Source organism: Pantoea sp. y20, from assembly GCF_054903455.1.
In genome coordinates, this window is record NZ_JBUBNJ010000002.1 from 119,418 (window position 1) to 135,011 (window position 15,594).

The window sequence follows — 15,594 nt, forward strand, 5'->3', positions numbered from 1 at the left end:
CTTAGCCGCGCTCAGTTGAACATCGCTAGCTGTTGATTAAACAGCGCGTGCATGTATTGGCGAGTGGCAATGCCGCGATGGCAGGCGCAGGCAAGGTGTGCATCGGCACTGCGCAGATGATCGCGCAGACGACGTTCTGCGCCGTCAGCCCCGAGCATCTGTACCAGCGTGGATTTACCCTGATCCTGATGCACATCTTTGCCGGTGTGTTTGCAGCCGTCGGCGAGGTCGTCGAGTAGCTGAAACGCCTGCCCCAGATCCTGAGCAAAGAAGCTAAGACGTTGCCGCACCTGCGGTGAAGCGTCAGCGGCAATCGCCGCCATTTGCAGCGTGGCGCGAAACAGCACGCTGGTTTTCAGTTCATTGGTCAAGGCGATCGCTTCCGGACTGCGGCTCTGCGTGCCGTCGTGCAGATCCTGAAACTGCCCTTGCACTAATCCCTGCAGGCCGACGGCGGCGGAGAGTTCAGCAATCGCTTCAGATTTGTGCACCGCAGGCAAATCGGGTGCGATGGCAATCACTTCAAATGCGCGGCTCAGCAGCGCGACGGCGGCGAGAATCGCCACGTTTTCACCAAACTCGCGATGCACGGTTGGGCGACCACGGCGCATCTGCGCGTTATCCATTGACGGGATGTCATCCAAAATCAGCGATGCCGCGTGCACCATTTCCACGGCACAGGCGAGATCGAGAATGCCATTTTGCGTCAGCTCGCAACCCATATCGCGCGCTGCCAGCATCAGTAATAAAGGACGGATGCGCTTGCCCTGCGCCAGCGTACCGGCACGCATCGCGGCACGCACGCGATCGCTTTGCTGTCCTGCAGGCAGTAAATGTTCGAGATGCGCCTGTAAAATTTGCTGCAGCTGAAGCAGTTCGCTTGTCTGATGCGCTGTGCTATCGACATGGGTGGTCATAATGGCTATCCATGGTTGATGAAATTATTATGCTTTTTGATTAACCGTAGACTGCGTAAGGTAAGTTTGCCAGCGAGGGCCTTGACTTTGTAGCGTGCGCCTTCATACGCACCAGGTAAACATCGTAATAATACTATGCGTGATCTTATCAGCGAAAAAAGTAACAGCAACGCCGTAACATAAATAACTCCGTTAGGCTGGTGGTCAATAAATACCGCTAATGGAACATAAAATGACGAATACCAAACCTGCCGTGCTGATTATTCAGCCGCTAATGCCGCAGTTAGATGAAAAGCTCACGCAACATTTCAATTGCCATCGTTTATATGAGCAGCATGACGCAATGCTATTTATCCAGCAGCATGGCAAAGCGATCAACGCCATTGTTACGCGCGGCGATGTCGGGGTGGAAACGGCACTGCTGGAGCAACTGCCGGAGTGTAAAGTCATTGCTGTATTCGGTGTCGGCACCGATCGTATTGACCTGAAATACACTGCCGAAAACGATATTCAGGTCAGCATCACCCGCGACATTTTGACTGACGATGTTGCCGATTTGGCAATGACAATGACGCTGGCGTTCTCGCGTAATTTGGTCGCTTACCATCAGTTTGCGAAATCCGGGGCATGGGAAAATAACGGCGTCGAACTCTCCAGCCGCGCCAGCGGAAAAAGAATTGGCATCGCCGGGTTGGGCGCGATTGGCTTAGCCATCGCGCGCCGTGCCGAAGCCTTTGGTATGGAAGTGGCGTATACCGCACGTTCGGCGAAAGACGTCAGCTATAAGCGCTGCGATACGATCGAACAACTCGCCGCCTTTAGCGATTTCCTGGTGCTGGCACTGCCGGGCAGCAAAGAGAATGTGCAACTGGTCAACGCGAGGGTGCTGGCGGCGCTCGGCCAGGAGGGCGTGGTGATCAACATTGCGCGTGGCACAGTTATCAATGAACCCGATCTGATCGCTGCACTGCAGCAGGGAATCATTAAAGGGGCGGCGCTGGATGTGTATCCGGATGAGCCAAAAATTAATCCCGCGCTGCGTGAACTAAATAATGTGCTGTTAACGCCGCATATTGCCAGCGCAACTCACGAAACGCGTGCGCAAATGACCAATAATGTGCTGGAGAATTTACGGGCCTATTTTGCCGATGGGAAGATTCTGACATCGGTATAATTTAAGCATCCGAATTAAGATGAAATTCTTATATCCTGCGTAATAATCCCTATTTAGCGATAGCAATTTTCGTTCAGCCAGGCTGTTATGATATCGGCACTTAATTCAGGAGCCCATTATGACAGCACAGAAAATTGCAATTATTGGCGGCGGCGTTATCGGATTAGCGGTGGCGCGCGCCTTAGCGTTGCAGGGCGTTGAAGTCACCGTTTTCGAACAGCAGCACATTGGCGCGGGCACCAGCAGCACGACGTTTGCCTGGGTAAACTCCAATGGCAAACAGCCGCGCAGTTATCACCTGCTTAATGCGCTCTCGATGGAAGAGCACCTCAAACTGCAGCAAGCGCAGCCGAACGGATTGCGCTGGCTGGAAACTGGCGGTACATGGGAGTGGGCCGCCGAGGGCGATGCGCAGCAACGTTTGCTGCAGCGTGCCACGTCGCTGCAATCAGCAGGTTATGCGGCGCGTGAAGTGTCGCCAGCAGATGTGCTGCGCGATATTCCGGAGCTGCGGGCGCAGGCCATCAGCGGCAGCGTGTGGCATTTCCCGACAGAATCGGTGCTGCATCCGGCGCTCTATCTGGCGCGCTTATGGTCAGAAGCCAAAGCGCGCGGTGCGGTGCTGTACCAGCATCAGCGCATCAATAGCATCAGTGAAAGTGCCGATCGGGTTACGCTGCAGCTGGAAAATGGCGAGCAGTGGCAGGGCGATCGTATTGTGTTAGCCACCGGACGCTGGGCCAATCAGCTGCTAAATTCACTGGGACTCAATCTGGCGTTGCTGGATACCAGCAAACCGAACGCGGTGGCTTGTAGTTTCCTGGTGCGCACCGCGCCGCAGCCGTTATCGCTCAATGCCAATCTCATCTCTCCGCAACTTAACGTACGCCCGGACGGCGGCGGACGTTTGCTGCTGCAAGCCTTAGAGTTGGATCATCTGGCCGATTCTGCTGCGCCACCCTTAATCACCAGCGATATCGCCGCGCAATTCCGCGCGCGTTATCACGCGCTGTTTGCGGATGCGGGCGAGTTGCAGATTGAACAAATTGTTGTGGGGCAACGTGCAAGACCTGCCGATGGTTTACCGGCGCTGGGTTATGTCACCGCGCATCAGCGCGTGTATGTGGCGGTGACACACAGCGGTATCACCCTTTCGCCATTGATTGGCAAGCTGGTGGCTGAAGAGCTGATCGGCGATGCGGCAAGTGAGCTGCTGAGCGATTTCCGTCCGCAGCGTCTGCTGGGGAAAAGCGTGGAAGCGTTTGCGCCCATCAAGCGTAATTTCCCGGCGGCGCAATAACGGGGGATGATTGCCGCCCGCAGGCGGCCTCATTCCTTTTTGATTAATAACGCAGTCGGCCACTGAAACCATTCGAAATTATCGCCCCCGATTTCAGGGTTAAATCGCATTCCTGTTCTCGCGGCTGCAGCGCGTTGATGAAGCTATCGGCCCATTTGTGGCAATCATGCAGATGCAGGTTTTTTAGCAGGCTGGCGTGACGTTCGCGACGCACCGAAAGCGGCATGATAAGCGCGGTATGAATGGCATCGGCGATGGCATCGGGATCGTAGGGATTGACCAACAGCGCGCCCTGCATCTGTTCGGCGGCGCCGGCAAATTGCGACAGAATCAGCACGCCGGGATTAGCGTGATCCTGCACCGCCACATAGGTTTTCGCCATCAAACTCATCCCGGCTATCAGCGGTGTGACCAACGCCACACGCGCTGCACGGTAAAATCCGCACAGTTCTTCATGTGAATAATGGTTGCTCAAATAACGCACCGGATACCAGTTCAGCTCGCCATGCACGCCGTTCATTTCGCCACAGCGGGTTTCCAAATCGCGCGATAACTCTTTAATGCGATGGCTGTAACCTGACGCCGCTGAAGCCAGCTGCACCATGGAAAACTTGTGGTGATACTCCTCGTGTTGACGCAGTAAAACTTCTATGGCGCTGATGCGGTAGGGCGTGCCGGTGCTGTCGTCAAAATGGCCACCGCTGAGGATCAGATTCTCCGGTAAGGTTGCGCGACATTGCTGCTCCATATACTGGCAGCTGTTGCTTTCAGCTAGCGCGCTGGTTTCCACGGTATCAATGCCTACCGGGAATACGCCTACGCGAATCTGACGGCCGTGGATACGCAGCGTGTAAGGCGTTAGACGCTCGCAACGGAAGCGGGATTCAATCCAGGCGGTGAAATTGTTCATGTCTTGGGTGGTCTGAAAGCCAATTAAGTCGGCGCACAATAATGCATCGGCCAGATAGCGCCAGTTCGGCACCGATTCAAAAGATTGTCCTGCTGGGAAAGGCTGATGGAAAAAAAAGCCGATACGATTTATCAGGCCGGCATCGCGCAGCATTTTAATACTGGGAATCAGGTGATAATCCTGCAACCAAATATCATCATCGGGCATGGCATATTCACTGATGGCGCGCGTATAGGTTTCATTCAGTTTCATATAACCGATTTGGCTGCTGGTGGAAAAACGCGCCATGTCGGGGCGCTGATGAAATACCGGCCACAATCCCTGATGAATATATTGATGATAACCTTCTTCATATTCTGCTTTGGTTAAGCGAAATGTCAGCGTGTCGAATGCTTTGCCGCTAGTAAAATTCAGCTCACGATGATGTTCAGTGGTAAATGATTCAAACTCGCCACTCCATTTCACCCACATGCCACCGCGACGCGTCAATATGCTTTCATAAATGTTAGAAAGCGTTGAGTGATTATTTTGATTGTGTGATACCAAAATCAAGCCTGACATAGTTTTGACCCGTTGCTTAATCTGCCCATGAATCGTTGGCAGAGAATTTAAAGAAGGTTGGCGCAGTAAAAATTGCAGCATGCCGCTCATGATTTACGCTCACAGGCGTTAATGGACCGGTGCGTGTTGACCGCTGACGTTACGCGGATAAACCGCTATTAGTGAGTTCGATACTTTTCATCTCGCACTACCTCTCCGAATCCTTCAGGGCTGTCGATGAAATTAATCTAACCGACCAACCCGTAAAAATGTCGTAAAAAAGACGCTGAGAGTTATAAAAATTCAATAGATTTTGTTTAGAACCCAGATAAATGTTTTCGTTAATTTTTTTTGATCACTTTACATGGCGACTTTAATCGTTTGAGGGGGGCACTTATGCGCAAAGACACATTCAACCTGTTAGAATGACCGCCGTTCATAGAGGAATCTAAGAGGTTTAATCGTGTCAACGTTAGTATTTAGAGAAGCCAGGCTGGCAGATGTGGATCGCTGTTACGCGATTGAAATTGAGGCTTACGAAGGGGATGAAGCCGCCACGCGTGAAAAAATTGCTACCCGCATTGCGCAGTATCCACAGGGATTTTTATGTCTGGAAACCAACGACAAGGTGATTGGTTTTATCAACGCCGGTTGTGCGTGGGATGTGGTGATGTCGGATGAAGCGTTCAAAGAGTTAATCGGCCACGATCCGGCAGCACCCAACGCCGTGATTATGTCGGTGGTGCTTGATCCCGCTTATCAGGGCAAAGGTTATGCGTCGCTGCTGATGCGCCAGTTTATCGAGCTGATGAAGAGAATGAATAAGCGAACCATTCATCTGATGTGCAAAACCCAGCACCTTGAGCTGTATAAAAAATGGGGCTATCAGTACGTCAAACCGTCTGAGTCAGACCACGGTGGCATGGCGTGGCATGAGATGCTGATGAAACTGTAATTCAACAGGTAAATATAACGCTAAGTATTAATTGATCGCACATTCCCTGGCGGCGCGATTTATCGCGCAATAAATTACGCCGCTACGACACCTGCGCGCACTTCATGCAGCCACACCTTTCGGCTGCGCTGACAGATGTCCCGCCCATAAACTGGCCACCCATTTCACGCCTTTAGCGGTGAAACGCGCTTGGGAGAAAGCATGCTGATTCTCGCCATGTCCGGAGCGCAGGGTGAAATATCCCGCCCGTATATGGTGCTGCTGCGGTGCCAGCGTGCCTTTTTCGCGATACATAATGTTGCGTTCTAACAAAAACTCACGAAATTCAGTTTCCTTTACCTTCAACATCTTGCACAGCTGACGAAAGCCGAGCGAATCTTCGATCTCGACAAAGCGATCAAAAAATTCAGCCTTAGGGGCCGACAACGCAAGTTGCTGCTCAGCCGCACGGCGCTGCTCAAATTGCTCCGCCCAGGCGCGGGCCGCTTCCGCCGGATTGGTGAAATCAGGCAGATGGGTAAACTGTTCACGCTGCTGCCAGAGATCGAGTAATTCCGCAGTGAAGCCAGGCGAAAGCCGGGCAACGGCAAGTAATGAATCGCGCTTGTTAAGATGAAACTCCTGACGCACTTCACCCTGATGCTCATAGAGATTCACCGTCAAAGGCTGGGAAAGACGCTGTGCGGTTTCCAGGCTTTTCACCAGGCGCTTCACTTCGCCGTGCGTAATGCCCGTGACATGGGCAATTTCGCGGCTGCTCATCATCATTGATGCATTCAAAGCAGACAGACTTTCCGTTGAGATCATCATCATTATCACCTCTTGCAGACTTACTCAGCCTTGTGGCTGTAGAATAAGTATACGCAATACTGTTTATATATCCAGTATTATTTTTAACCGTTCACCTAAGATGTTTGGCTTTGCGTAACGTTTCACAAAGCCAGATCCCGCAAACCCAGCGCTCTACGTATTCTCTTAAAGTGAGGTTTTAGCGGTTTATTAAATTGTCGCGCTGAGTGCTGTTTGATAATTTTGAGCCAATTTTCCGGGCTTTTGTCGGCTTTCTGCAGCATTAGGTGCAGGGCTGATGTGTGCCTTTTTTAACAGCAATATGTAGTTAACTGGCGGCTGTGCTGCTGGAGAAACGATGAAAAAGAATAAATTTAAAACCCATCTGGTTTCGTTAGGTTTACTGGTGGAAAAAAAGCTGACCAAACGCAGAACGCTGCCCGATTACAATCCTGCCGCAGAGCAGGATATCAATTTAGTTGCACGCCAGACCGCGCCCGCTGCCATTCCGCGTCAGATTTGGATGTACTGGGAAAGTGAAACGCTACCGGAAGAGGTGCAGATTTTTGTCGATAAAATCGTGCGCGAAAACCCCGGCTATCAGGTAACCGTCATCAATAACCTGAATATTCAGCACTATCTGCCCGATCTGCACTTCGTGCATCAGGATATGCGCCCTTCACATAAAAGTGACGTAATCCGGCTGGAACTGCTGCATCGCTATGGCGGAATCTGGATGGATGCCACCATCATTCTCAACCGCACGATGGACGAATTGTTGGCGGTGAATGTTGACGATGGTTATGACTTGATCGCCTTTTATCGCGACAGTTCGACGCTGGATAAAGCCTATCCGGTGATTGAATCCTGGTTCCTGGCCGCGCCGAAAAATAATGCCTTTATTGCGCGCTGGCTGCACTTTTTCCGCCCGATTGTTGAAGTGGGCGCCGACGAGTTTTTCCGTCGTTTGCTCGCGCTGCCCAATTACGAAACTATTGTGCAGGGCATCACGCCACCGGATTATTTGGTGGTGTATATCGCGCAGCAGCAGGCGCTGCGTGAGAACAATCTGTACAACTTCTATCTGCGTAAATGCGAAGTCAGCGCGTTGCTGTATCAAAGCCTGGTGGAGTGGCGTCCGGTGAAGCTGAGCCGCATGCTGATGGTCGATCGTCTGCCGGCCGTCTTGCCGCCGCTGACCAAACTGACGGGATTTGATCGTAAATATCTCGACACCAACCTGAAATATGGCGTGGTGAATAAAGACAGCTTATTGGGTCAGATTCTGTTAAACAGCCAGAAGGGCGCCCGCCCGCAAACACCGATTCCGGCACTGACGAGCAAGGCATAACGCATCACGGATTGATCAACTGCTGGAGTGCCGCGGCGCTGATTTCATCGTCCGGCACATACACCAGCAGGCGATCGCCGTTGCGTGACGCCGACCACCAGTTATTTTGCCGCAGCGTCATTTCACCCACTTCGTCGCGGTAAAAACGTTTTACGCGATTCTCCACCTGGCCCAATTCATAGCGCTGCCAGGTGTGAGCAAACTCATCTGAACTGTTCAGCAAGCGAGCAAGAAAGCTTTCCCAGTGCGGATCGCCAAGGTGCTCGCCCATCTGCCCGCGAAACATCGCCACCATCTGCGGCATCACTTCATCCCAGTCATTCAGCGCTTTGCGCCAGGTTGGGTGATTGAAGGCCAGCCAGATGCAGTTGCGATCTTCTGGCGCGATTTCGGCTAAATCCACGCCCATCAAGGCACACCACGCGGCGTTGTAACCGATAATATCAAAGCGCGGCGTCTCAATAATCGCCGGTAACTGGATCGCATCGAGCATCTGCTGATTGTGCGCGGCAATTTTGCAGCAGGCGGCCACCACGCGCACCGAGGGCAATGCGTGCCCGGCGAGCGAAAACAGGTGCTGCGTTTCCACATCGTTGCACTGCAACGCGCTAGCGATCGCCGTCAGGGTTTTCGGCGAGGCTTTGATATCGCGTCCCTGTTCCAGCCACGTATACCAGGTCACGCCAACATCCGCTAACTGCGCGACTTCTTCACGGCGTAAACCCGGCGTGCGGCGATGGCGCATGCGAGGTAAACCGAGTCGATTAGGATCGAGGTTTTCCCGGCGCGTGCGCAGAAAGGTGCCGAGTAATTTGCGGTTGTTTTGTTCGGTGGTAACAGGCGCGGATGCCAGGCTCATAAGCAGATCCTTCGACAAGACGGGTAGTATTTATACCATGATAATCAAGAACTGGTACCCGTTTAATGGTTAGGTGATGCTATGCCGTACTGACAGCAAAAACAAGGTAAAACCGATGCAGACATCGCAACTTCAACGCACAGGATTGATGGTCCTGCTTGCCGGGCAGCTGCTGCCCATGATTGATTTTTCTATCGTTAACGTAGCGTTAGACGCGATGGCCCACACGCTGCAGGCCACGGCGATTGAGCTGGCGCTGATCGTCGCAGTCTACGGCATTGCCTTTGCCATCTGCCTGGCGATGGGCGGTCGCCTCGGCGATAACTACGGTCGCCGTCGCGTGTTCATTGCCGGAGTAGGGATCTTCGGTATTGCATCTTTATTATGCGGCATCGCCAACAGCGTTGGCCTGTTGATGTTTGCCCGCGCGCTGCAAGGCGTGGGCGCGGCCTTTATCGTGCCGCAAATCCTCGCCACGCTGCACATCACGCTGAAGGGCAGAGCGCATGCGCGCGCCATCGGTTTGTACGGCGGCATTGGCGGGCTGGCCTTTATCATCGGTCAGGTGTTGGGCGGATTTCTCATCAAAGCGGATATCGGCGGCTACGGCTGGCGCAGCGTGTTCCTGATTAACCTGCCAATTTGCCTGTTTGTGCTGATCACCGCGCGCCGCTTTGTGCCGGAGACGCAGAACACGCAGCGCGTACCGGTGGATGTTAGCGGAACCTTGCTGCTGGCGGGCGCGATTGGTTGCCTGATGCTGGCACTGGCGCTCGGTCCACTGCTGCATTGGTCGTGGCCGTGCATCTTGCTGCTGGTGCTATTCCCGCTGTTTCTGCATCGTCTGCGCCAGAGTTCGCTGCGTCTGGAAGCGGCCAACGGCGCGCCGCTGCTGCCGCCTTCACTGCTGCGTCTGCCGAGCGTGCGTTTTGGCCTGACGCTGGCGGTGCTGTTCTTCTCCTGCTGGAGCGGCTTTATGTTTTCCGTCGCGCTGACGCTGCAGGCCGGTTTAGGGCTGACGGCGTTTCAATCCGGGAATGCGTTTATCGCGCTTGGCGTAGCCTATTTTATCGGGGCGATGCAATCCACGCGCATCGTCGAGCGTTTAGGTAAGCGCGGCGCCTTATTGATGGGCTGCGGTATTCAGATGGTTGGATTGGTGGCCCTGATCGCCACGCTGCAACTCGCCTGGCCGCAGGTCGGTATTTTCACCCTGATTCCCGCAACGGTGCTGATTGGCTTTGGTCAGTCGTTTATCGTCAGCACCTTCTACCGCATTGGCATGAGCGGCGTGCCGCATCATCAGGCGGGCGCGGGCAGCGCGGTGCTGTCGACGGTGCAGCAATCGGCGTTAGGTTTAGGCCCGATGCTGCTGGGCGGTGTATTCACGCAGATCTATACGCACGGCAATCATCTGGCGGCAATCACCGGTACGCTCGGCGTTGAGTTGGTGATGATGGCATTGCTGGTGATCTTCACTAGCCTCAATCGCCGTACGTTTCAGCCGGTAACGGCAGAAGGGTAATTCTTATGCGGGGATTTTGGCAGGAGCGATGCAGCTTATTGTAAAACAACCGAAAATCCGCGGGGCGCGCTGAATTTACCTTTGGCTCAGCGGTCTTTTTTCCGGAACATATCGCCGCAGTTAACGGGCTGAACCGCGTGTTCAGCCCGTTTTTATGTGGTGCGGAAGCAAGGCGCTTGAATCAGGCACAGGAAAAACGGCAGGCTCACAACAGATGAAGAAGATGTTAACCGGGTTACTTTTAATGGTAACCACCACTGCCTTTGGTGCAGATGATTTCACCCTAAAGGATATTCACTTTGCTGGGCTTCAGCGCGTCGCACCCGGCGCGGCGTTGCTGCATATGCCGCTGCGTGTTGGCGATCGCGTCAATGATGATGATATTCGCAACAGCATCCGCGCGCTGTTCGCCACCGGCAATTTTGACGATGTGCAGGTGCTGCGTGACGGGGATGCGCTGCTGATCAAAGTCAAAGAGCGCCCGGCGATTGCCAGCATCTCATTCTCTGGTAACAAAGCGATTAAAGAGGATCAGCTCAAGCAGAACCTTGATGCCTCGGGCGTGCGCGTGGGTGAAGCGCTGGACCGCACCACGCTATCGGATATGGTAAAAGGGCTGGAAGATTTCTATTACAGCGCCGGGAAATATACTGCCAGCGTCAAAGCGGTCGTCACGCCGTTGCCGCGCAACCGTGTCGATCTGAAGTTTATTTTCACCGAAGGCGTGTCGGCGAAAATTCAACAGATCAATATTGTTGGCAACCACGCTTTTTCCGCTGATGAACTGATTTCGCATTTCCAGCTGCGCGACGATGTGCCGTGGTGGAATTTGATCGCCGATCAGAAATACCAGAAACAGAAACTCTCGGGCGATTTAGAGACGCTGCGCAGTTATTATCTCGATCGCGGTTACGCACGCTTTAACCTCGATTCCACACAAGTCAGTTTAACGCCGGATAAAAAGCATATTTACGTCACGATAAATATTCATGAAGGCGATGTTTATCATGTTAGCGGCCTAACGCTGAGCGGAAATATGGCCGGCTATTCCGCCGAAATTGAAAAACTGGCGCACATGCCGGCGGGCAGCTTATACAGCGGGGCAAAAATCAGCCAAAACGAAGAGGCGATTAAAAGCCTGCTCGGTCGTTACGGCTATGCGTTCCCGCAGGTGAATACGCAATCGGAAATAGACGACAGCGCTAAAACCGTGCAGCTACACGTGAATGTCGATGCCGGGCGGCGCTTCTCGGTGCGACAGGTGCGTTTCTCGGGCAATGACACCTCTAAAGATGCGGTGCTGCGTCGTGAAATGCGCCAGATGGAAGGCGCATGGCTGGCGAGCAATCAGGTAGAGCAGGGCAAGGCGCGCCTTAATCGTACCGGTTATTTTGAAAGCGTAGATGTTGATACGCAGCGCGTACCGGGCAGCCCGGATCAGGTGGACGTGGTGTACAAAGTGAAGGAGCGCAATACCGGCACCTTCAACGTTGGACTGGGTTACGGCACCGACAGCGGCATCAGTTATCAGCTTGGTGTTAGCCAAGATAACTGGATGGGCACCGGCAATACTGTGAGTTTCAGCGGCACGAAAAACAGCTATCAAACCTATGTCGAAATCGCCGCTACCGATCCCTATTTCACCGTGGATGGCGTGAGTCTTGGCGGCAAACTGTTCTACAACGATTACAGCGCGGAAGATAACGATCTTTCCGAATACACGCTGAAAAGCTTCGGCGCGAGTAGCACGTTAAGCTTCCCAATCGGCGAAAACAGCAGCGTGAACAGTGGTCTGGATTACGTCTATAACCGCGTAAGCAATATGGCACCGCAGGTAGCAATGTGGCGCTATCTGGGTTCGCAGGGCATTCATCCAAAAGTCATCACCAGCAATGACGACGATGACGATGCCACCGTGGCGGACAAATTTACTGCCAACGATTTCTTCTGGAACATTGGCTGGAGCTACAACTCGCTGGATCGCGGCTTCTTCCCTACCTCGGGCGTGAGCGCCGGTTTCAACACCAAAGTGACCATTCCAGGTTCCACCAACAGTTATTACAAAAGCACGCTGACCGCGAACGGCTACTTGCCGCTGAGCAGCGACCATCGCTGGGTGCTAATGGGCCGCAGTAAAGCCGGTTACGCCGACGGTTTAGGCGGCAAAGAAGTACCGTTCTACGATAACTTCTATGCCGGCGGCTCCAGTTCGGTACGCGGATTCTCCTCCAACACCATCGGGCCAAAAGCCGCCTATTACCGCTGCAGCGGCAGCGAAAGCAGTTACGGTGCTTGCCCGGTGGAGAAATCGGATGATGCGGTGGGCGGTAATGCGATGGCGGTAGTGAGCGCGGAGCTGATTGTCCCTACGCCGTTTATCAGCGAGCGCTATGCCGATGCGCTGCGCACTTCATTGTTTGTTGATGCCGGCACCGTATGGGATACCGGCTGGCAGAATACCGCAGCCACCAAAGCGGCGGGAATTCCTGATTACGGCGATCCCAGCCAGATTCGCGTGTCGAGCGGCGTGGCCTTGCAATGGCAGTCGCCGCTGGGTCCGCTGGTGTTTTCGTATGCATTGCCGATTAAAAAATATGAGGGCGATAAGTCGGAGCAGTTCCAGTTTAATATCGGAAAAACCTGGTAGATGTATTTAATCCGTTAAAGGTTGAGAGGAGTTTTACATTATCTTTAAACGGTGAAGACAGAATAAAATAGCCAGTAGGGTAAAATAGTAGTCGTGAAATGCTTAAGGAATGAGTGTTCGCCAATATCGTTGTTATGCATGTGATTAACTATATTTCGCCACCCAATGTTGGGTGGCTTTTTTTCATTAGAGATGATGAAAGTGTTTACGGGAGCTTAAGCATACTTGCTGCCCGGATTGCAGTCTCAACTGCCGGAAAAATTGTGTTGATTGAACAATGACTAATGTAATCATTTTCAATCACTATCTGATTACCCTGAGGATAATTTGGTGCCCAGGTTTTATAGCCGATCAAGCCGGTATCCTTGAGCTTCCTCTTATTATAAAGTGCCACTAGTGGACGATTTAGCGCGTTAGCAATGTGGACGATGGAAGTATCCGTACTCACTACCGCGTCAGAGATGCGGACAATTTCAACTGCGGTATTTATGGTACTTTCTGACACAATTAAAGCACCATGCGCACTGAATGAACGTACTTTGTTGCTCTGCCCGATTACCACAACTTTTATCTCCGGATTAATCGAGTGAATAAAGTAGATGAGAGAGATGACCTGTTCTTCGGAGAAATCTTTATCCGTGGCGCCAGAGAAAGGATTCACAGAAACGACAATATCGCTATCTGTAATTCGAAGGGCATTCTTGACTCTGTTTTGTTCTTTAACACAGCGCCCGAGTTGATAATGAAATGGGGTTTCGTGGATATCGAACAGTGCCAGCACCCGCTTATGGCGTTCAGTGATATGCTTCTCGGCATCAAGATAAGGGATGGATGCATTATAAATACCTGGAAGATTTTTATTAAAGCCTACATGGTTGCTGCGTCTCATCAGCCATGCCAACTTCAGACGTTCATAATCCTGAACATCGTCAAAATCGATGACAACATCAAATTTCTGAGCGTGTAACAGGTCAAGTGACATCCGATTTTTATATTGAATAACCTGATCAAAATAGTCGCAGTTATGAAGCAGTTGCCCGCATACCGGACCAGTGAGCACTGAGACTCTGTAACCTTTTTCTGCGAGTTTAAATGCAGTCCCAGTCGTCACGACCATGTCCCCAATTTTATCATCGAGGCGAAGGATCAATATCTTACGTGCATTAACTGGTGCAAAAGCATCTCGGGTGCGTATAGTCCGGATAAGACACAATAACGCTGCTTTTTTTATTTTCCTAAACAGGTTGTTTTTATTTCTATTAATCGTTTTCAGAAACCGCATAACAATACCCGTACATATGAAAAGGCCACATTGAAAAATTTAAAAGAGGAAACGATGCGGCAAGAATGGTCATAGGGAGCCTATGTTACCGGTTTCAGTGATTAAAAAAAATCTTTCTGACAGCTCACGAGAACATCCTATTCAGCGCAATGTACGCACTCCAATACGGAAACTAACGATTGGGCGAATAGGATGCTCATGCGCCCCCTAAACAGCAATGACAATCTTAAGGGCCTTTTCTGGCCTGAGCACCGACTTAAAGCGACTCAACCAACCTTAATCCCGTCTCGGCATCAAACAGATGAATTTTCTCGGGGTTAAAGCCCAGCATAATGCTCTCGCCGCTGACAGCCGCATGACGGCCTGCGATCTGCATATGCAACGGCTGACCGTGCCATTCGAGATGCAACAATGTGGATTCGCCGGTGATCTCCACCACTTTCACCAATGCTGCGGCGTTGCTGCTGGCTTCCAGCAGATCGTGCGGGCGCACGCCTAGCGTCACGGCTGCGCCAGCACGTTCGCGCGCCGCCGCTTGCCAACGCGCGGGCAACGGCTGCCACAGATCCTGGCACTGCACGCCGGGCACGCCATCGCGGGCGATCAGCTGTGCCGGTAACAGGTTCATCGGCGGTGAGCCGATAAAGCGTGCGACAAAGGTATCCGCCGGACGGTCGTAAATCGCCAGCGGCGCGCCTTGCTGCACGATGCGGCCATCCTTCATCACCACAATTTGATCGGCCAGCGTCATCGCCTCAACCTGATCGTGCGTCACATAAACCATGGTGGTTTTGAAACGCTGATGCAGCGATTTGATCTCGGCGCGTAGCTCCATACGCAGCTGCGCATCGAGGTTCGACAGCGGCTCATCGAACAGGAACACTTTGGGATTTCGCACCATCGCGCGGCCCATCGCCACGCGTTGACGCTGTCCGCCTGACAGTGCACGCGGATAGCGTTGCAGCAGCTTATCGATGCCAAGAATTCCGGCGATGCGCGCAATTTTAGTGTGCTGCTCCTCGCGCTTCACCCTCTTCACCTGCATGTGGAACGCCAGATTCTCCGCCACGGTTAAGTGCGGATAGAGCGCATAGCTCTGAAACACCATGGCGATATCGCGATCGGCTGGATCGCGGTCGTTGATTTGCACTTTGTCCATCAGGATCGCGCCATCCGACAAGCTCTCCAACCCGGCCAGCAAGCGCAACAGCGTCGATTTTCCGCAGCCGGATGGGCCAACCAGCACGGTAAAACTGCCGTCAGGAATGGTGAGATCGAGCGGATGCAGCACCGACTGTTTTGCGTAGCGTTTGGCCACTTTTACGAGTTCAACACTGGCCATAAT

12 protein-coding genes are annotated in these 15,594 nt (G+C 52.7%); 6 read left to right on the forward strand and 6 right to left on the reverse strand.

Going from position 1 to position 15,594, the window contains the following annotated elements; genetic code table 11:
• Nucleotides 1-11: 11 nt before the first annotated feature.
• Entirely contained in the window at nucleotides 12-917 is a 906-nt protein-coding gene (locus tag ACYAC5_RS20345) for a polyprenyl synthetase family protein (protein ID WP_101761112.1), read from the reverse strand.
• A 232-nt stretch (nucleotides 918-1,149) separates the two neighbouring features.
• On the opposite strand from ACYAC5_RS20345, the gene ACYAC5_RS20350 reads away from it, so the two are divergent.
• Both ACYAC5_RS20350 and ACYAC5_RS20355 read left to right on the forward strand, forming a co-directional pair.
• Nucleotides 1,150-2,091: a 2-hydroxyacid dehydrogenase gene (locus ACYAC5_RS20350; protein ID WP_462063275.1), complete on the forward strand. Its 942-nt coding sequence runs from the start codon at nucleotides 1,150-1,152 to the stop codon at nucleotides 2,089-2,091.
• A gap of 118 nt (nucleotides 2,092-2,209) precedes the next feature.
• Nucleotides 2,210-3,391: an NAD(P)/FAD-dependent oxidoreductase gene (locus tag ACYAC5_RS20355; RefSeq protein ID WP_192413415.1), complete on the forward strand. Its 1,182-nt coding sequence runs from the start codon at nucleotides 2,210-2,212 to the stop codon at nucleotides 3,389-3,391.
• 43 nt (nucleotides 3,392-3,434) lie between these two features.
• Here ACYAC5_RS20355 and ACYAC5_RS20360 read toward each other — a convergent pair whose 3' ends face one another.
• The gene (locus ACYAC5_RS20360) at nucleotides 3,435-4,862 is read right to left on the reverse strand and encodes an alpha,alpha-trehalose-phosphate synthase (UDP-forming) (protein ID WP_225614500.1); all 1,428 of its coding nucleotides are present in this window, start codon (nucleotides 4,860-4,862) and stop codon (nucleotides 3,435-3,437) included.
• A 442-nt stretch (nucleotides 4,863-5,304) separates the two neighbouring features.
• Between ACYAC5_RS20360 and ACYAC5_RS20365 the strand changes: the two genes are divergently transcribed.
• The gene (locus ACYAC5_RS20365) at nucleotides 5,305-5,796 is read left to right on the forward strand and encodes a GNAT family N-acetyltransferase (RefSeq protein WP_192413413.1); all 492 of its coding nucleotides are present in this window, start codon (nucleotides 5,305-5,307) and stop codon (nucleotides 5,794-5,796) included.
• A 102-nt stretch (nucleotides 5,797-5,898) separates the two neighbouring features.
• Here ACYAC5_RS20365 and ACYAC5_RS20370 read toward each other — a convergent pair whose 3' ends face one another.
• Nucleotides 5,899-6,606, reverse strand: coding sequence for a phage antirepressor KilAC domain-containing protein (locus ACYAC5_RS20370; RefSeq protein ID WP_462063423.1), 708 nt, complete (start codon nucleotides 6,604-6,606; stop codon nucleotides 5,899-5,901).
• Between the two features lie 337 nt (nucleotides 6,607-6,943).
• Between ACYAC5_RS20370 and ACYAC5_RS20375 the strand changes: the two genes are divergently transcribed.
• Nucleotides 6,944-7,936, forward strand: coding sequence for a glycosyltransferase family 32 protein (locus ACYAC5_RS20375; protein WP_462063278.1), 993 nt, complete (start codon nucleotides 6,944-6,946; stop codon nucleotides 7,934-7,936).
• A gap of 4 nt (nucleotides 7,937-7,940) precedes the next feature.
• On the opposite strand, the gene ACYAC5_RS20380 is transcribed toward ACYAC5_RS20375, so the two are convergent.
• A complete protein-coding gene (locus ACYAC5_RS20380) occupies nucleotides 7,941-8,795 on the reverse strand; it encodes a helix-turn-helix transcriptional regulator (RefSeq protein ID WP_110867004.1) in 855 nt (284 codons plus the stop codon).
• 115 nt (nucleotides 8,796-8,910) lie between these two features.
• On the opposite strand from ACYAC5_RS20380, the gene ACYAC5_RS20385 reads away from it, so the two are divergent.
• Together ACYAC5_RS20385 and bamA are read left to right on the forward strand one after the other, a co-directional pair.
• Nucleotides 8,911-10,320: an MFS transporter gene (locus ACYAC5_RS20385; protein WP_462063280.1), complete on the forward strand. Its 1,410-nt coding sequence runs from the start codon at nucleotides 8,911-8,913 to the stop codon at nucleotides 10,318-10,320.
• 214 nt (nucleotides 10,321-10,534) lie between these two features.
• Nucleotides 10,535-12,967, forward strand: a complete 2,433-nt coding sequence (bamA, locus tag ACYAC5_RS20390) for an outer membrane protein assembly factor BamA (RefSeq protein ID WP_462063282.1) — start codon at nucleotides 10,535-10,537, stop codon at nucleotides 12,965-12,967.
• Nucleotides 12,968-13,172: 205 nt separating this feature from the next.
• Here bamA and ACYAC5_RS20395 read toward each other — a convergent pair whose 3' ends face one another.
• Complete coding sequence (locus ACYAC5_RS20395; RefSeq protein WP_312463894.1) at nucleotides 13,173-14,249, reverse strand: glycosyltransferase family 9 protein; 1,077 nt, start codon at nucleotides 14,247-14,249, stop codon at nucleotides 13,173-13,175.
• 256 nt (nucleotides 14,250-14,505) lie between these two features.
• Nucleotides 14,506-15,591, reverse strand: coding sequence for an ABC transporter ATP-binding protein (locus ACYAC5_RS20400; RefSeq protein ID WP_309837269.1), 1,086 nt, complete (start codon nucleotides 15,589-15,591; stop codon nucleotides 14,506-14,508).
• Between the last annotated feature and the right edge of the window lie 3 nt (nucleotides 15,592-15,594).